The organism is Peribacillus sp. NPDC101481, from assembly GCF_044767165.1.
Lineage (GTDB): Bacteria > Bacillota > Bacilli > Bacillales > DSM-1321 > Peribacillus.
Window position 1 is genome coordinate 206,490 of the sequence record NZ_JBIWNJ010000002.1, and the last position, 18,007, is coordinate 224,496.

The window sequence follows — 18,007 nt, forward strand, 5'->3', positions numbered from 1 at the left end:
AATTAGCAGGAAAAAACTCCACCAATATAGAAAGTAAATAGTAACAAAAATCACAGTTGGATGTTCAAAAAGGGAGTGGAGAGAGTGAGTTTTGTTTATGAGGAAGATAAAATAATGGAATTCCTTTTGCAAAATAAAAGTGAGTTTGAAGAATATCTTTTATCAGCAGCGGTCAATGTCAGGGATAAAATCGAAGAAATTTTACTGATTGGAAATGTCGACCTTTTGAATAATGCACATAAGCTCATTCGATATATAGTGGAACAGAATGAAACGGATATGATTGCCTTTGCCGAAAAAGAGGGAGTTACGTGGGCAACCCACTCCTTGACGCTTTCATTCAAGCTGGAATGGATTCAAGCCCTTCGCAGAACGCTTTGGACCTTTCTTTATAAGTTTGAACAAGATAAGAAAGCGTTTATTGAGGATTCCAAGGTCTTTTTTGAATTAGAGAAAAAAGTGAATGAGAGTGTTGATGTTTTTCTTAAATCCTTTTTCGTCAGTTACTCCGATTATAAAGACAAATTGATTCTCGCTCAGCAAAACTTGGTGGAAAATCTATCCGTCCCTATCATTCCCGTCACTTCCACCACCTGTGTCCTTCCTTTAATCGGGACAATTGATTATTCACGAATACAGATAATCGAAGAAAAAGTATTGATGGAGATAGGTAAACTGCGGATACAGACCTTGATCTTGGATTTGTCCGGTATCATCGAAATGGAAGTTGAAATGATCAATGATTTGATGAAAATCCTCGATGGTACAGCAATGATGGGGTGTAAAGCTGTGGTGACTGGATTACGCCCAGAGGTTGTTACGAAAATGATCCGTTCAGGAATTCAGCTCGATAATAAAGCAGAAACAAAGGGTACACTGCAGCAGGCCTTGAAGGACTATCTTGTAGTCACCTAAATCGTGAAGTGGAGTCGCCATGGTTTGGTGACTTTTTTTTGTGGGTAATTTGGAATATTAAGGTAATTTATTTGCTGTTTTATCATATCCGAATAAGTATATGGAATGGGGAACAGATGCTCCGAAAAGAACTGAATCTTGGTTTCAGAGTGAATCTATTCCGAACCCCCAATTGTTGATAAATTCAAGAAAATCCAGTTTGCCTCCAGTTTTTTCTAAAAAAATTCCATTTGATCTCCGCCGGAAACTTTATTCGACCTACCCAGCAGTTTATTCGACCTACCCGGCGGTTTATTCGACCTACCCAGCAGTTTATTCGACCTACCCGGCGGTTTATTCGACCGTTCACAAATTTATTCGACTCTACTTCGGATTCCGGAGCATTTGTCTTGCGGTCCACGCATTAAATCCCGCTCCCGATTGTTGCCAAGCCCTCATCAAAGCAAGCATCTAGCAGGTCTCGTCTAGCCAGTTATCGGCAGGAGTGCGCCAATTTCTTCTATGCAACCTTCCAAAGAAGGTTGGTTTCACTTCAGCAAGGAATAGACATATGTATCATGAGGGATACCGTTTTGGTAAATATAACTCCTTAATATTCCTTCCCGAATGAAGCCCAGCTTAAGCAAGAGCGCACTTGATGGCTGGTTTTCCAGAAAAACGACCGCGCCGATTCGGGTTAAATCAAGGTCGTTGAAACCGTAAGCGATAATTTCTTTAAGCGCTTCTGACACAAATCCTTTGCGCCAATGTGAAGGATGGATTTCATAACCGATTTCCGCTCGTCTGTATTTGGGACTGTGGGCATGAAAACCGATGGTGCCAATCAATTCCTGCGTATCTTTTCTTTCAATTCCCCATCTTATGGCTCGTTTTTCACGATGGTTTTTCGCAAAAGATGCTACAATATCCTTCGCTTGTTCGACATTTTCCAATGAGTCCTGGCCATAAAAGCGGGTGACTTCATCTTTTGATAAACATTGGAAAAGAGCTTCCGCATCACTTTCATGAATTTCCCGTAAGCGTAACCTTTCCGTGTTCAATAAAGGAAACATTTTTTCTCCTCCTCCTATATCAGTTTTCTATTTATTCGGGCTCCACGAAGGTTTTTCCTTTATTATGAAGTGCCTAATTTTCTGGTGATTTCGGTGATAATCGGACAAGCTAAAAAGGTTAGATGCATTAAACAGTTCAACCTAAAAAAGCATTAATGAAGGGGAGATAGATCATGGGAAAAAAACACCGCAACCGTATCGCTTCACCGAAAAAGAATAACCATATTCCGAAAGCGGATATCATTGCAGAACATGAAGCCCACGGTAAAGAATACTCTGCGAATAAACGAAAGAACGGTCCTGGCTCCAATACAGATTGAGTAACCTAGTGACCGCTCTAGCCTTTAAGGGCAGGGCGGTCATTTGTGTTTCTTGCCATCAAAGGGTTCATCCTATATCTTAAAGAATGAAGAACCATTGAAGGGAGTTAGGATGATGAAAGCACTTGTCTTTGAGGATTTCGGCGGGCCGGAAGTTCTGTCTGTAAGGGAAATTGCAGAACCTGAACATTCAAAATCAGCCGTGATCGTTCGAATGAAAGCAATCGGATTGAATTTTGCTGATGTATATAGAAGGAAAGGGAATTATCATTTGGTGGGTGATCCCCCATTCATTCTAGGGTATGAAGGAGCAGGGGTCATCGAATATGTCGGGGAAGAAGTCCGTCATGTGAAAGTGGGTGATCGCGTCGGGTTCGCTGATGTTCCCCATGCCAACGCGGAGCTGGTTTCAGTTCCAGCTGATAAACTTTTACCGCTGCCTGAGGGCATTTCCTTTGAAACGGCCGCTTCCGTTTTACTTCAAGGATTGACTGCCCAATATTTAACTCATGACAGCCATCCAGTTAAAAAAGGGGAAACCATTCTGGTCCATGCCGCTGCAGGGGGAGTCGGTCAATTACTGACACAGATGATCAGGATGAAGGGCGGTCAGGTCATTGGCTTGACCTCATCGAATGATAAAGCGGCTGTTGCCAAACAAATGGGTGCGGATCATGTTATCCTTTACGGATCGGACTGGGTGGATTCCATTAAGGATGTAACCGGTGGTAAAGGCGTTGATGTTGTTTATGAATCAGTGGGTCAAACCTTGATGGATAGTTTCAGTGCGACTAAGACTGGAGGAACTGTTGTATTTTTTGGGATGGCAGGCGGTGATCCAGAAAAAATCGACCCGAGAATGTTAATGGATACATCCAAGGCATTAATTGGTGGTGACCTTTGGAACGTCCTGACTACTCATGAAGAACGGACAAGAAGAACAGCAGAGCTATTCCAATGGATTCTGTCAGGGGAAATCCACATCAAAGAACCGACTCTTTTTTCGTTGGAAAATGGGGCGGATGCGCATAGACTTCTTGAAAGCCGGAAGAGTTCGGGGAAAATATTATTAATACCATAACAGGTCATGGGGCTTTCCATTCTAAATGGGGCCCATTTCTTTTACCTGTATAGCGTCCTGTCACATTCAATACCTTATTCATACTGATGAATCAGAACCTTTTTAAGTTCCTTATTATAGACCCATTCTCCCCTTAGAATAACTCCAGATAAATGTCCCTGTCCTTACAGGGGTTATGACCTGCTGTCAAAACAACTTGATGACCAAGTTGGCTTAACACAAGATTCATATGCAACACGCGAATTCAGAGGAGAAATCCACAATGGGCCAATCACCAAACAACAATCGTCATTCTTCAATCCACAGGCGTTCGTTACAAGCAAAAAAAGAGAACGGACCCGTTCCCTTGGAAAACTTATGAATAGCAGGATTAGGTAATGAGAGACAAACACTTTTTTTAGTGATCCTTGTGGTGCGGTGAATATATGAATGATCTGCCTTAAGTACTTTTCTGTCGTTCTGACTCCCGGGCCATCATATGAAGCGGGCTCTGGATGGCCCCGTCCCAATCACTGTGGAGCAATGCATACAATCACGTATCGAATTCAGTGGAAGATACATTCCTTAATAGGTATTGGTAAGTTTATTCATAAATCATAAGGCTTCGTCCCCTTTGGCATCCATCCTTTTATAGAGTCTATATAAACATTAAATCGGTAAAAGTAGCATCGTTGGGGTAAATAGTTTTGGAAGTATTTTGACGTTATTTCGCTATATTAAAAAAATAGTAAATTAGTTGCACAAAAGTGATAAAATGGGTAAATGGAAACATACATGACAAGGAGAGACATTTCAAACCATGATACTTTCACTACTCGGTTTCATCTTAAAAGGAATTTTAATGAAAATGCCATTTGCCATATTGGGACTTTCCTTGATTCCGCAGAGATGGACAAACGCAATCACCAAAAAAGATATACCTTTTTTCATTGAACAAGTGCTGAGACTTTTAGTTTCTGCTGCCGTATTGTTTTTTGTTATCGATATCATGCTGCTGGATCTTACTGCCGCTGCATTCTTTTCGTGTTTTGCCATTATTCTCGGGCTCATTCTCATCATCGATTCAAGAATGTATATGTACAGTGCCAGTGAATCTTCAAGCACCCGACGGAATCGGAGGGGAAATGAAGCGACAAAGCAGCCAAAAACACCTTGGAACGTACATTTCAACAGTTTGATGGGTGTCGTGTTGATTGCCGCATGGGTCATCATGCTGTTTTACCCGCTCACTTTTGCCGCAGATCTGCATGGATTGGCGAAGGTCGATAAGAAAAAAGAGCTGGAAGAAGTTCAAGATATAAAAACCATGCCGCTCGTTACAGTGAAAATGGCTGACGCAAAAGGCGATGCAGCGATTAATAAAATAGAAAATGCATCATATTTCACTGAAGGCGAATACCGTCTGACCAATATCAATGATGAATTGGCTTATACATCCCCAATTGAAATTGACGGGTTTTTAAAAGCCTGGAAAGCGGAATACACGCCAGGTTATAATCTGATTTCCGCCGTATCGACGGATAAAGGGGCAAGTACTGTCAAAGGGAAGATGCTGTATGCTCCCTCACAGTACCTCGATCATGATTTGGAAAGGACCATCCGCAAGGCATATCCGAATAAAATCATCCATGATTCATATTTGGAACCGAACGAAGATGGAAAGCCCTTCTTCGTAGCTTCAGTCGGACATTATTTGAAATACCGCAGCGGTCCAGTGGTGGACGGGGTGGTATTGGTTAATCCGGAAACGGGTGACACGAAATACTATCCAAAAGGAAAAGAACCTAAATGGGTAGATCGGACATTCACATTGGAAACAGCCCTGGAATATTGGACTTACTGGGGAAAATATGTTCACGGGTGGAAAAACCAGTCCTTGATTGGACCGAAGAAAGATGTCCTGATTCCTAATGAGGATAATATGCAAGTTACGTTTAACGAAAAAGGCGAATTGATTTATGTAGTGGACTTTACCCGGGCTAAATCAAAAGGCAACTCCAAAACCCTTGTAGGTTATGGTGTTTTCAATGCCAAAACCGGTGAAATGTCGTACTATAAAGGCGTCACTTCCGTTCTGACAGGAAAGGAAGCAAAATCCAACGCCAATGCGAGTGAGTTTTTGTCTAAATATCCAGGCTGGAAAGCCACTAATGGAATTTTCTATACGATTTACGGTGCTCCCACTTATGTCATTCCAGTTACAAAGGGCAGCAAGTTCCAAGGTGTGGCGATCGTTTACGCAAATAGCGATAATCCCCAAGTGGTCTTTGGGAAAACGAAAGACGAAGCTTTCCGTAATTATAAAAAGCTGATTGCCTCTTTAGGGAAAGTCAGCGGTGTGACGCCTCAAAAAGGTTTTGAGATGAAAGAAATAAAAGGGAAGGTATTAAGGATCAATGATGCCAATCTTTCAAATGGATACGTCTTCCATTTAATCGTCGAAGGCAATTTCAAGAGGTTCTCGGTGGACCCTGGTGTCAACGCGCTATCTGATATTGTGTTGACGAATGTAGGAGACAGGGTTGTGCTGAAGGTGATGGATATGGAAGAAGACATCGTTCCAGTCGATGAATTCACTAATCTGGATTTGCCAAGGAAATGATAATGGATCGTGGACATATAAACTGGCCATCTCCAATATAAGCATGAAAAAAAGCATTGTCATCCGCAATGCTTTTTTCATGTTTTCGAATGATTGTCATGATAAGTCCGATAAATTGAATGAATGGATGGATTCCATATAATATCCCTTTTGAATGACGGCTTTTATTGCAAAGTGCTCATTTAACCGTTTCCGCACGCGGTACAGAAGTGAAGCGATTTCCTCTGCCGTCACAATTTGCTCGGGATCACCGACTCGCTCTGGCCAGACTTGCTGAACAATTTCTTCCTTTGAAATAAGATTGTCCAAATTTTCATAAAGGAGCTTAAAGCAATTGAATTCCTTGGTCGGCATTTTAATGGGTGCTTCTTCATTGATGATTACAGTCTGAAGGTGCTCATTGATAGCGACGGTTTGCAGGAACTCGGGGTTCACCGGCGTGAAATCCATTGTTAAATCGTTGTCGATGGAGATTATGAATTCAATCAATCCATTGACCAAAGTAATCGAATCCCCCGGTTCAATGTGACATGGATTGCCCGGTACGAGCGGCATCTGGTTTACGGAGGTGCCGTGTTTGCTTGCCAAATCCTCAATGAGGAGCTGCCCTTCCTCCATATAAATCCGGCAATGTTCCCTGGAAACAAAGTCATTGTAAAGCCTGAAATCAGCTTTGGAGTGCTGGCTTGCTCGGCCGATCAGCAGGCTTTTCCCTTCAAATACATAGGCGAATTCCTCGGTTTGGCCTTTGTGCATGGTTCTCAATACAACCTTGAAAGTTTTATAGATCATTCACTTCATACCCCTTAAAAATCTGAAAATTTAAATTATTTTCATGAATTTATCATTTTGGCTACATGGCTGTTTAGTGGGTTCAATTTTATAATTATAAATTATCAGTCGCTTACTTACTAACGAAAAATGAAAAAAATCCAAATTAGGCACACAGCCATTATAACAAAGAGGAACGAAGGATGAAGAAGAAACTCTATTTTTGCTGATGTTCGCTTTGACTGTGGGAGAAGTGGTTCCTCAGCACCGGAAGAAGTTTGCGATGAAAATGTACCTTACGCTTGTGGAAAAGGAGTTGACCAAAGGTGAGTATGTGGAGAGATAGGATAAATGCCTTCAGCATCCTGCTGATGATCATTAGTATGATCGTATATATTATTTTTCCCCAGCCCTTTACCCTCATTCTGTACTGTATATTTGGCATTGCCTTTATCAGCCTGACTTTACTGAATTAAGACTACCTTTGAATGGGTGGAGGACGGAACCAATAAGAAGAAAAGAAACAAGCCTGCCGAATCAATGGCAGGCTTTTTTGATGCATAATGTTTCATGATGAAATTATAACTATTGGCATATGAAATTGGGGGAGATGGAGTTCTGAGCGAGATGCAATTTTCCTGGTTAGTAATGCGGGTAATATTGAACGAGGCCACTAAAGTGAGTATTCATATCATGATTTAAAAAATGAGATAGGAGATTTTAATTATGAAAAAATTAATAGTGCTAATAGGATCCTTGCTGTTTGGACTAATCTTAATGAATGTTTATACTGATTCAGGAACAATGGCACGTGATGGACTTGAAATTAATACATCATATATTAAAAACTCGAAAGAATTAGTGGCTGAAATGAGTGTCTCTGGCTATATTCATAAAAAGAAAACGCTAGAAATCAGAACTACTTTAAAAGAAAAGAATACAATTTACATAGATCAAACTGGTAGTGAATTAGAATATATAGTAATCGATTCAACGGGAGAAAAGGTATACTCTGAAAAAATAAAAGGAGATACAATTCGTGCATTTGAATCAATGTCAGGAGAAGGAATCATCAAAATAGTTTTAAGTAGCGGGAAACTTACTGCGATGATTAATATAAATGAAGATGAGCTTAATAATGAATAAAACAGATTCTTAAAATCTATACGGGAGCTAACCCGCTTCACAAGTGTAAAACGGAAGCTGATATTTAAAGGAGAAGAAGCAGGAACCGTTATGGGTTCCTGCTTCTTTCATTCAAAGGGAACCGATGAGGATATTTCCACACAATCGTACTATGAAATCCCGGGGCGCCATGGATTTAAAACGACTTTATAAGAGCCATTTTAATGCAGAAACGGTATAATTAATTGGCAGAAGTAGACATTAATATGGACTGCAACAGAGTTATACCGCGTGTTTTAATATGAATCTTGAGAGAAAGAACATTTATACAAAAGTCAAAGTAAGAAAAGGAGAAACCATGACTAATGAAACAGGATGGAATTTAGACAATAGCTATGCGCGTCTTCCGGAAAAGTTTTTCACGAGCACGAACCCGACTCCTGTACATTCACCGGAGTTGATCATTCTAAATGAACGTTTGGTGGATTCTCTTGGTTTGGACGTTAAGTCGCTGCAAAGCGAAGATGGTGTGGCGGTATTTGCGGGAAATGAGATTCCCGAAGGTGCTTCGCCGCTTGCTCAAGCATATGCTGGGCATCAATTCGGTCATTTTAACATGTTAGGGGACGGCCGGGCGATATTGCTTGGCGAACAGGTCTTGCCCGAAGGCGATAGGGTCGATATCCAGCTGAAGGGTCCAGGAAGAACGCCATACTCCCGCGGGGGCGATGGCCGGGCTGCACTTGGACCGATGCTGCGCGAATACATCATCAGTGAGGCGATGCACGGGCTCGGCATTCCTACCACCCGGAGTCTGGCAGTGGTGACGACCGGTGAAACGGTAATCCGTGAAACCGGGCTGCCTGGTGCCATCATGACTCGTGTGGCTTCGAGTCATCTTCGTGTCGGCACTTTTCAATTCGCTGCAAAATGGGGCACGATCGAGGAACTCCGGACACTTGCCGACTATGCCATTAAGCGTCATTTTCCAGACATTGAATCCGATGAAAACCGTTATCTTTCGCTGCTGCAGGAAGTGGTCAAGCGTCAGGCTGAGCTCATTGCCCAATGGCAGCTGGTTGGCTTCATTCATGGGGTGATGAACACCGACAACATGACGATTAGCGGGGAAACCATCGATTATGGACCTTGCGCCTTCATGGATGCCTATGACCCTGCAACGGTATTCAGTTCAATTGATAGACAAGGCCGCTATGCCTATGGTAACCAACCTGTTATTGGAGGTTGGAATCTTGCGCGATTCGCTGAATCCCTATTGCCGCTGTTGCATGATGACCAAGATCAGGCCGTTACTTTGGCCCAAGATAAGATTTCCGTTTTTAATGATCTGTATCATTCTAATTGGTTAGCGGGAATGAGGTCGAAACTGGGGATATTCAACGAAGAGACTCAGGATGAAGCGCTTATTAATGGCATCCTCAGTATGATGAAAAAGCATGGTGCCGACTATACTAATACCTTCCGTGCCTTGACCTTTGATAAAGTGGAGGATACGGTCCTTTTCGGGACACCGGAATTCGCTCAGTGGCAAGAGCTTTGGAAGGCGAGACTGGGCAGGCAGAAGGAATCGAAAGAATCTTCGAATCAGTTGATGCAGAACAGCAATCCTGCAGTGATCCCACGGAACCACCGGGTGGAAGAAGCGTTGGAAGCGGCAGTGGAGCAAGGGGACTACGGCGTGATGGAACGGCTGTTGGATGTTCTTGCAAATCCTTATGCACACTGCGAGGAACAAGCTGAATACGCCGCACTGCCTTTGTCAACAAAACCTTACCGAACTTTTTGCGGCACCTGATTATGAAACATGTATGAAGCAGCTCACGCGATTGAAGTCGATTCTTTGTCAACTTCAATTGCGGGAGCCTTTTTGTGTATTCATTAGTAAAAAAGTTTTGTTTGAAGAATGTCCAGGGCACGGTCAATTTCCGCTAAATCTTCCTTCGATGCATGTTGCAGCCGGCTTTGGAAACGGGATTCTACGATTGCAAAAGCCTCGTTCATCATCATTTCCCCCTCTTTGGAAAGGCGGATGTATTGTTTCCTTCTATCTTCCGAATCACTTATTTTTTCAATTAAATTCTTTTCGCTTAATTTTTTCAGTTCACGGCTCGTGTTAGGCATGGAGATATGCTGACAGTCACTGATTTCACTTGGTGTGACAGGCTGACTGACTGTTATATATTCAAGAATTTTATATTGTACCGGCGTGATGGAATCGGATTTGGCGTTTTGTGTCAATTCGTGTGTGACTTGATGTACGGAAGTCGTAAATGTGACCATTTTTTCAAAAAGAGCTTTTTTGTCCATAACTTTCACCTCTTACTGAGAAGATAACAAAAGTGTTATCAAAATACAATTATCATTTGACAACAAAAAAGGGGGTGTAATATGATTGTTATCAAATGATAAGTAAATAGGGGGTACGTCATGAACATGCTGGTCATCTACACATATCCTAATCATAAAAGCTTAAGCCATTCTTTTTTAGAAAAAGTCATTCAAGGAAGTCAGGAGAACCCTAACATAAAAGGGATTCAGGTCTTGGATTTATATGATGAGGGCTTCAATCCGATCTTGGAGTTCAATGAGCATAAACGAAGGCGTGATATGCATCGTGATCCTCAGCTTGAAAAATATAGAAATCAGATTACCTGGGCCGACCAGATTGTCTTTGTCTATCCAATCTGGTGGGGGAGGCCTCCAGCAATGCTGATGGGATACATTGATCAATTATTTTCTGCGAATTTTGCCTACAGGGACAAAAAGGGATTGTTCCCGGAAGGCCTACTGAAAGGAAAGTCGGTCGTATGTGTGTCCACGATGAAGGGACCTGCAAAGTATCCGCTTCTCTGGTTGAATGATGCGCATAAAATATTGATGAAAAGAGCACTATTCAATTTTGTCGGAATCAAAAAAGTGAAATTTTTTGAATTCGGAAATATGGAAAGTCCAAAGGGGAAACAAACCCAAAAGCTAGAGAAGGTTTATCGGTATTTCAGAAAGGTGGCAGTCTAAGTTTTTACGTGATTGATAGGGGCACTTGATTTGTATATTTTGCTATGAACCTGATTTGCTTTTTTGATTTCCACCCCAGGCACTCGCTTTCCGTGGGCGGTCCGGAAGCCTCCTCGGCGCTCTTTGCGCCTGCGGGGTCTCCCTTGGACACGTTTTCCCCACAGGAGTTCCAATCAACATTGGGTTGGGACTTTATGTCGGCGACCTTTCTTTTTTTATCTATTTACGTGTATCAGATTACATAGTTTGTTATGTAACCACTTTGCCGTGCAGCTTCGGAATCAATCCCGTTTTGTTTTCACGGATATCCATTTGTTCTTGATAAGCGTAAGGATCATACAAATCACTAGGATCGTAAATGAAGCTAATCCGCTGAACCATATGCTTTGGAATTCACTTACATAAGGCTGGATGATGTATGAAGCGACAATGGCCAGGACCGCGCTTATCGGTATGTAGTCAGCGACTTTCCCTTTGCTGAATACGATAACAAGGATTGGTGCAAGTAATGCCGAGTATATGTTGCCTGAGTAAAATAAGAGCTCCAATAGGTTGGGGGAATAGAAGAGTGTAGCAATGAAAACCAATCCTCCAATACAGATTGAAAGCAGGCAGGCCATCCTTATTTTTTGCTGGTCGCTTTTTTTTGTTTGTAATGGTTCAAGTATATTGGCTACGATCAGGCTTACCAATGAATGCAGGCAGGCACCGAATGTTGAGGTGATTGCACTGAAAGCGCAGAGCACAAAAAGGATGAAAAAGAATGGTGTCGTTATTTTGTTTGCCAATCCAGCCAGAATCGAGTGTATATCAGTGAAGCCGCCCGTAAAGATAACCATGATGAACAGGGATGAAAAGGAGAGCGGGAATATGATCCATATAAGGCCGGATAAAGAGAATGTCAATCGAACCTTTTTCATTTCTATCATGAATAATCGCTGCCATGATGTCAGGTCAAAGAAAAACTGGCCGAACCCGACTAGAAGCCCTGCAAAAAGAAAACTCCATAGATCATATTTATTGATTACGAGCATGTATGGATGGTATAAACGGATTCCATCATAAACGGGCTGAATCCCTTCCTTGACGAAAAAGTATAAGGGGATTAATATAACCGCGGCAAACATGAAGACGACTTGAAAAGCTGCGAATCCATGAATGAGCTTTAACCCGCCGAATCCAGCATAAAGGACACAGAAACCGAAAAAAAAGAACAGCCCGACATAGAGTGGCGTATCGAAAAGAAACTGACATAGGGTGGACGCAGCCATTCCCTGAATGAATAAAATGTGTAAGCTGGTTATGACCAGAATCACGATCAATATCCAATATCCGAGGGGATTGAGCCGGGCTTTTAAATAGTCCCCAATGGTCAAGCCCATGGGGAAGTCCTGCCGGACCCTCTTCCCGATGAAGCTGAACATGAACAGGGCGATCGCTCCCATCAGGGCGTATCCGATCCCTCCGAAAACTCCATACTTCACCATCGATTCGGGGGAGGATAATATCGTGGTTCCTGTCACCCAGCGTGCCAGGAGGGAGATGATCCCTAATCCCATCCCGATTTGAATGGGGCCTTGTACGTATTCTTGAAATGTACGTGATCGCAATGTTCATTTTCCTTTCTCGCGGAACTCCTTTGGCGTGATTCCCTCTATCTTCCGGAATAAAGTGCTGAAATAATGCTGGCTATTGAAACCCGATTTTTCAGCGACGTCTGATATGCTCCAGCTGGTGTTATTGGTTAAGGTCCTTTTTGCGGCCTTTATTCTATAGTGCATTAAATATTCCGAAAAGGAAGTGCCGACTTCTTCATGGAATTTCCTGCTTAAATAAGTCGGGTTGGTATGCACTTCACGGGCGATGTCCGAAAGGGAGAGTTTTTCGGCATAGTTTTCATGAATGAATGAAAGAGAATGGTGAATAAGGGTTGAATAATTGTGGGAAGATTCCCTTTTGTCATACTTGGCCAGGACTTTATGCAAATCACTTTCTATTACAGGTTTCGTTAAATAATCAACCACGCCTATCCTGATGGATTGCTGGGCATAATCAAAACTTTGATGCGCGGTCACCATGATGATTTCGACCTCTTTGTTTAATGCCCTTAGGTCTTCACCAAATTCAAGACCCGATCGCCCCGGCAGGTTAATATCAAGGAAAGCGAGGTTGATTTTATGATTTTGGTTGAGGGTCAGTGCCTGACAGGCATCAGCAGCTTTATGAAACTTCCAAAAAGGGTATATGGACTGAATCATATATTCCATTTGTTCAAGGACCAATGGTTCGTCATCAACTAATAATACATTCATTCCGGCTCCGCCTCCTCCGATTTCTTATCAAAAACCAGTGGCCATGATACCTCTACCTTAGTTCCCGAATCAGTAGAAGCTATATTCAATTGTGCACGATCATTGAAATACAAATATAAGCGCTTTTGGATATTATCCAGGCCATGGCCGCCTTCGTCCGTAACGAATGGTTCCTTTCCCATTAACCCATTATCCGCCACTTCCAGATACACCATCTGCGATTCCAGATAAAACCGGATATGCAGCAGGGCTTCACCCACTTTTTTTTCCAAACCGTGTTTAAACGAATTCTCCACCAATGTCTGAAGAATGAAGGGGGGAACAAGTGCGATTGCTAATGGTTCCGGGCAATCCATGTCAATCTTGAGCCGATCACCGAAGCGAAGGGTCTGGATGTCGAGATAATGCTGGGTATACTGAATTTCCTGGGAAAGGGGGATCAATGGTTCTGATGCTTTATATTTGAATTTCAGGAATTGCGAAAATGCCTCCAAGGCCCGTATCAATTCAGCCGTCCTGTTCAGGCGGGCCAAGCCCAATATGACATTTAGTGTATTAAACAAAAAGTGTGGCTGGATTTGCTGGTTCAATTTATTATATTGTGCTTCTTGCAGTGCTTGCTCCAGGCGGATCTCTTTGTTTTTATTTTCAAGAAGGTCGATCCTTTTCTCGAATATGAATAGAAATAAAAGAGCGATAGCTCCCATGATGGGAGCTAAAATGAAGAGCATGATAATTAAGGTGAATCCCTCGTAACTTAGCATGGAGAACCTCTGCTGGTTATATTTTTAAATAACTTGAATTATTCTGTTTATTAGTATCATACTAAAGACCCCTCCGGAAATCTACAGCTTATGACACAATGTGACAAGCGACTTGATGATTTTGTGCAGATTGTCTCAGTTCGGGTAGCTGTGTTTTGCAGATATCCTGTACGAAAGGGCACCGTGTATGGAAGCGGCAGCCGTTTGGAGGGTCTATGGGTGAGGGCACATCACCCGTCAATAGGATCCGTTCTCTTTCATGCACAGGATTCGGTACTGGGATGGCCGATAGCAATGCCCTTGTATATGGATGCTGGGGCTGTTCGAAAATGGACTTTTTATCGGCTATCTCGACTATCTTTCCGAGATACATGACCATCACCCGATCCGAGATATGTCTGACCACACCTAAATCATGTGATATGAAAAGAAAGGTAAGGTCGAACTGGCGCTGTAAGGATTTTAATAAATTCAGCACTTGCGCTTGAATGGAGACATCCAGTGCAGAAACTGCTTCGTCACATATGATCAATTTTGGATCCACTGCCAGAGCCCGCGCAATGCCGATCCGCTGTCTCTGGCCGCCGCTGAATTCATGCGGGTATCTTTCCATGGATTCAGGTCTCAGCCCTACATGTCCCAATAATTCTTCGATCCTGCTCTTTCGTTTTTCTTTAGGGACTACATTTTGTATCGCTAAAGCTTCTCCGAGAATTTGGCCGATAGTCTGTCTCGGGTTAAGGGAGGCAAATGGATCTTGAAAAATAACTTGCAGATCCTTCCTGGTACGCCTCATTTCTTTTTTTCCTAAACTCAGTAAATCCCTGTCCTGAAAGTGAATGCTCCCGCTTGTCGGTTCATCCAATCTAAGGATTGCCCTTCCGGTAGTCGATTTTCCGCAGCCGGATTCGCCGACTATGCTTAAGGTTTCACCCTGTTTGATATCGAAGGTAATGTCATCAACGGCTTTTACATGATTGATGGTTCTTCCGAAAAATCCGCCCTTGATCGGAAAATACTGTTTCAATTGATTCACTTTAAGCAGGACCTTTTTCTCTGCAGCTGGTACACCCATCATTAAACCCCTACCTTCTCTTGAGCGTCATATTCCTTCTCCCATTGGGGGGTGAACATCCAGCAGCTGACCTCGGTGCTTGGGCCGATAGCCTGGAGATCCGGTACGGCTTGTTCACAAATGCTCTTCGCATGTGCACAGCGGGGAGCGAAGCTGCATCCCTTGGGCATGTTGTAAGGACTTGGAACGGTCCCTGGAATTGTAGTCAGTTCTTCCTGGTCCATGTCAAGACGCGGAAGGGAGTTTAATAAACCGATTGTGTAAGGATGTTTTGGGTTTGTGAATATTTCCTTGGCCAAGGTGTATTCAACGATTTTCCCTGCGTACATGACAGCAACCCGATCACAGGTTTCGTATACGACTCCCAAATCATGAGTAATCAAAATGACAGCCGTCCCGAAATCCTTTTGCAGCGTCTTGATCAGTTCGAGAATTTGGGCTTGGATCGTCACATCCAGTGCTGTTGTCGGTTCATCCGCTATTAAAACCTCAGGATGGCAGGCAAGTGCCATGGCAATCATGACCCTTTGCCTCATTCCGCCGCTTAGCTCATGCGGCTCCTGTTTTGCCCTTTTTTCAGGTGAGGGGATCCCGACGAGCCGAAGCATGTCGACCGCTTTATTCCATGCTTCCTTTTTTCCCAGCTTTTGATGGAGCCTGATCGCTTCTGCAATTTGCTCGCCCGCTGTATATACGGGATTCAGTGATGTCATCGGCTCCTGAAATATCATCGAAATTTCATTACCGCGTATGGACCGCATCTGTTTTTCAGACTTCGTAAGCAGATCCTCCCCTTTAAAAAGGATGCTGCCACCGGCAATCTTACCGGGTGGCGATGGAATGAGCCTTAACAATGATAGTGATGTTATGCTTTTCCCGCTTCCCGACTCTCCGACGATTCCGAGCGTTTCCCCTTTATTGAGGGAGAAACTGATTCCATTGACTGCCTTACTCGTTCCTTCATCAGTGAAAAAGTATGTCTGCAGATTTTTTACCTCCAGTATTTTATCATCATCCTGTTTCATCATCATACCTCCTTAGTTCAAGTCTATTCTTTTGTTAAAGTATCGATAGAGGACATCCACCGCTAAATTCATGAATACGAAGATAACGGAAGCGATGAGGACCCCGCCTTGGACCATCGGCAAATCCCTCGTTCTGATTGCATCGACTATCAATCTCCCAAGTCCATTGATGGCAAAAACGGACTCTGTCAATACCGTACCGCCAAGGAGTGCACCGAACTGGAGGCCAACTACGGTAATGACGGGGATAAGCGCATTTTTCAGGCCGTGTTTATAAATGATGATATATTCTTTTAATCCCTTGGCTCTCGCGGTCCGGATGTAGTCCTGGCGAACGACTTCAAGCATGCTCGACCTGGTCATCCTGGCAACGATGGCCGCACCGCCGGCCCCAAGGGTTATGGCTGGGAGAACCATGTGGCTGAAAGTTCCCCAACCTGAAACCGGAAACAAATGAAGGTTCACGGAAAAGAAGTAGATAAGCATGAGGCCCAGCCAAAAACTAGGTAACGAGATTCCCAATAAAGCAACGATCATGATGGAAATGTCAGCTGCCGAGTATTGCTTGGTAGCCGAGATGATTCCTGCGATCATTCCAAGCACAACGGTTATGAAAATGCTGGCAAGTGCCAGTTCAAGGGTAATGGGCAAGCGGACCATGATTTCGTCCAAAACAGGGCGGCTGCTGCGGAGTGATTCTCCAAAGTCACCTTGAACGGCATGAAGGACATAGTCAACGTACTGATAGAGGATTGGACGATCCAATCCAAGCTCATGACGCAGTGATTCAATCGTTTCTTTAGTCGCTCCTTCACCTGCAAGCAGTGTTGCCGGGTCTCCCGGGACCATTTGCATGATGAGGAAAACAACAAGACTTACACCCAGTAAAACCGGTATGGTTTGAAGTACCCGTCGGATAATGAATACGAACATTTTCTCTCCTCCTTATTTTTTCATTCTTGGATCCAGGGCATCTCTAAGTCCGTCCCCGAAGATGTTGAAACCAAGTACCAGTGTTGATATCGCTATCCCCGGAAACAAAGCGATGTGGGGGGCACTGAACAAATAATCCCGTCCGCTGCTCAGCATCGCGCCCCATTCTGGTGAGGGCGGCTGGGCTCCCAGTCCCAGGAATGACAATCCGGCTGCCGACAGAATGGCCGTTGCCAGACGTAATGTGGCTTGAACGATGACGGGAGATAGAATATTCGGAAAAATATGCTTGCAGATGATCGTGAAGTCAGTTGCTCCCAATGCACGAATGGCATCGATATATTCCAGCTTCCTGACTGACAATGTGGAACCTCGTACAATCCGGGCAAACATCGGTATGGAAAAGACACCGACCGCTACCATTACATTGATTAAACTTGGACCAAGGGCACTAATGATCGCAAGTGCAAGCAGTATTCCCGGGAAAGCCAGCAGAACATCGACAATCCTCATAATGACGGTATCGATCCATTTTCCGTAATAACCAGCTGTTAACCCGAGGAGTATGCCAATGAACGCCCCGAAGAATACAGAGACAAATCCAACCGTTAATGAAAGCCGTGTTCCATATAATAATCTGCTTAAAATATCCCTTCCCTTATCATCTGTACCCATCCAATGTTCGGCTGACGGAGTCTGGAGTTTGTTGACTAAATCAATTTCATAGGGATCCTGAGGTGAGATCAAAGGTGCAAAGATAGCCAATAAAATATAAAAAAGTACGATGTACCCGCCTACCAATGCCAATTTATTTCGCTTGAATTTTTTATAAAAAGCTTTCCAGTGTCTTAGTTTCGGAGTTTTTCTTTCTTTTACATTCAATTCGGTATTATTGATGACGACCTCTGGCTTCATTGGATTTCCTCCTTTTCTTTCATTCAATTTATTCAAAAAAGGTATTGAAGTAAATATGATGCGGAAAAGCAGTAAAGATAA

At 43.2% G+C, this 18,007-nt stretch carries 17 protein-coding genes; 7 read left to right on the top strand and 10 right to left on the bottom strand.

Annotated elements, in window-relative coordinates; all coding sequences use genetic code 11:
* The first annotated feature begins 84 nt into the window (after window positions 1–84).
* Window positions 85–915: an STAS domain-containing protein gene (locus tag ACIROD_RS11020; RefSeq protein ID WP_402940674.1), complete on the top strand. Its 831-nt coding sequence runs from the start codon at window positions 85–87 to the stop codon at window positions 913–915.
* 527 nt (window positions 916–1,442) lie between these two features.
* Here the strand turns inward: ACIROD_RS11020 and ACIROD_RS11025 are convergent.
* Window positions 1,443–1,967, bottom strand: a complete 525-nt coding sequence (locus ACIROD_RS11025; RefSeq protein ID WP_402940677.1) for a GNAT family N-acetyltransferase — start codon at window positions 1,965–1,967, stop codon at window positions 1,443–1,445.
* 173 nt (window positions 1,968–2,140) lie between these two features.
* Here ACIROD_RS11025 and ACIROD_RS11030 point away from each other — a divergent pair, with 173 nt between their 5' ends.
* From ACIROD_RS11030 to ACIROD_RS11040, 3 genes are all read left to right on the top strand, one after another.
* A complete protein-coding gene (locus ACIROD_RS11030) occupies window positions 2,141–2,287 on the top strand; it encodes a hypothetical protein (RefSeq protein ID WP_100298038.1) in 147 nt (48 codons plus the stop codon).
* 115 nt (window positions 2,288–2,402) lie between these two features.
* Window positions 2,403–3,368, top strand: a complete 966-nt coding sequence (locus ACIROD_RS11035; protein ID WP_402940680.1) for a quinone oxidoreductase family protein — start codon at window positions 2,403–2,405, stop codon at window positions 3,366–3,368.
* An 841-nt stretch (window positions 3,369–4,209) separates the two neighbouring features.
* Complete coding sequence (locus ACIROD_RS11040) at window positions 4,210–5,970, top strand: hypothetical protein (protein WP_402940683.1); 1,761 nt, start codon at window positions 4,210–4,212, stop codon at window positions 5,968–5,970.
* 96 nt (window positions 5,971–6,066) lie between these two features.
* On the opposite strand, the gene ACIROD_RS11045 is transcribed toward ACIROD_RS11040, so the two are convergent.
* Entirely contained in the window at window positions 6,067–6,762 is a 696-nt protein-coding gene (locus tag ACIROD_RS11045) for an FHA domain-containing protein (RefSeq protein WP_402940686.1), read from the bottom strand.
* A gap of 705 nt (window positions 6,763–7,467) precedes the next feature.
* Between ACIROD_RS11045 and ACIROD_RS11050 the strand changes: the two genes are divergently transcribed.
* Both ACIROD_RS11050 and ACIROD_RS11055 read left to right on the top strand, forming a co-directional pair.
* Window positions 7,468–7,887 carry a hypothetical protein gene (locus ACIROD_RS11050; protein WP_402940689.1) on the top strand — a complete coding sequence of 140 codons (420 nt, stop codon included), beginning with the start codon at window positions 7,468–7,470 and terminating at the stop codon, window positions 7,885–7,887.
* 337 nt (window positions 7,888–8,224) lie between these two features.
* A complete protein-coding gene (locus ACIROD_RS11055) occupies window positions 8,225–9,682 on the top strand; it encodes a protein adenylyltransferase SelO (RefSeq protein ID WP_402942875.1) in 1,458 nt (485 codons plus the stop codon).
* 83 nt (window positions 9,683–9,765) lie between these two features.
* Here the strand turns inward: ACIROD_RS11055 and ACIROD_RS11060 are convergent, their stop codons facing one another.
* Window positions 9,766–10,194, bottom strand: a complete 429-nt coding sequence (locus tag ACIROD_RS11060; protein WP_230177115.1) for a MarR family winged helix-turn-helix transcriptional regulator — start codon at window positions 10,192–10,194, stop codon at window positions 9,766–9,768.
* Window positions 10,195–10,314: 120 nt separating this feature from the next.
* On the opposite strand from ACIROD_RS11060, the gene ACIROD_RS11065 reads away from it, so the two are divergent.
* A complete protein-coding gene (locus ACIROD_RS11065; RefSeq protein ID WP_402940693.1) occupies window positions 10,315–10,902 on the top strand; it encodes an NAD(P)H-dependent oxidoreductase in 588 nt (195 codons plus the stop codon).
* Window positions 10,903–11,183: 281 nt separating this feature from the next.
* On the opposite strand, the gene ACIROD_RS11070 is transcribed toward ACIROD_RS11065, so the two are convergent.
* From ACIROD_RS11070 to nikC, 7 genes are all read right to left on the bottom strand, one after another.
* Window positions 11,184–12,512 (bottom strand): transporter, encoded by a 1,329-nt coding sequence (locus tag ACIROD_RS11070; protein ID WP_402940696.1) that lies wholly within the window; start codon window positions 12,510–12,512, stop codon window positions 11,184–11,186.
* Window positions 12,513–12,515: 3 nt separating this feature from the next.
* Entirely contained in the window at window positions 12,516–13,214 is a 699-nt protein-coding gene (locus ACIROD_RS11075) for a response regulator transcription factor (protein ID WP_101224408.1), read from the bottom strand.
* Window positions 13,211–13,978 carry a sensor histidine kinase gene (locus tag ACIROD_RS11080; RefSeq protein ID WP_101224407.1) on the bottom strand — a complete coding sequence of 256 codons (768 nt, stop codon included), beginning with the start codon at window positions 13,976–13,978 and terminating at the stop codon, window positions 13,211–13,213. The genes ACIROD_RS11075 and ACIROD_RS11080 overlap by 4 nt, the downstream gene beginning before the upstream one ends.
* A gap of 88 nt (window positions 13,979–14,066) precedes the next feature.
* Window positions 14,067–15,053: an ABC transporter ATP-binding protein gene (locus ACIROD_RS11085; RefSeq protein ID WP_402940701.1), complete on the bottom strand. Its 987-nt coding sequence runs from the start codon at window positions 15,051–15,053 to the stop codon at window positions 14,067–14,069.
* 2 nt (window positions 15,054–15,055) lie between these two features.
* Window positions 15,056–16,078, bottom strand: a complete 1,023-nt coding sequence (locus ACIROD_RS11090) for an ABC transporter ATP-binding protein (protein ID WP_402940704.1) — start codon at window positions 16,076–16,078, stop codon at window positions 15,056–15,058.
* A gap of 12 nt (window positions 16,079–16,090) precedes the next feature.
* Window positions 16,091–17,011, bottom strand: a complete 921-nt coding sequence (gene nikB / locus ACIROD_RS11095; protein ID WP_101224404.1) for a nickel ABC transporter permease — start codon at window positions 17,009–17,011, stop codon at window positions 16,091–16,093.
* 12 nt (window positions 17,012–17,023) lie between these two features.
* Entirely contained in the window at window positions 17,024–17,926 is a 903-nt protein-coding gene (gene nikC, locus ACIROD_RS11100; protein ID WP_101224403.1) for a nickel transporter permease, read from the bottom strand.
* Between the last annotated feature and the right edge of the window lie 81 nt (window positions 17,927–18,007).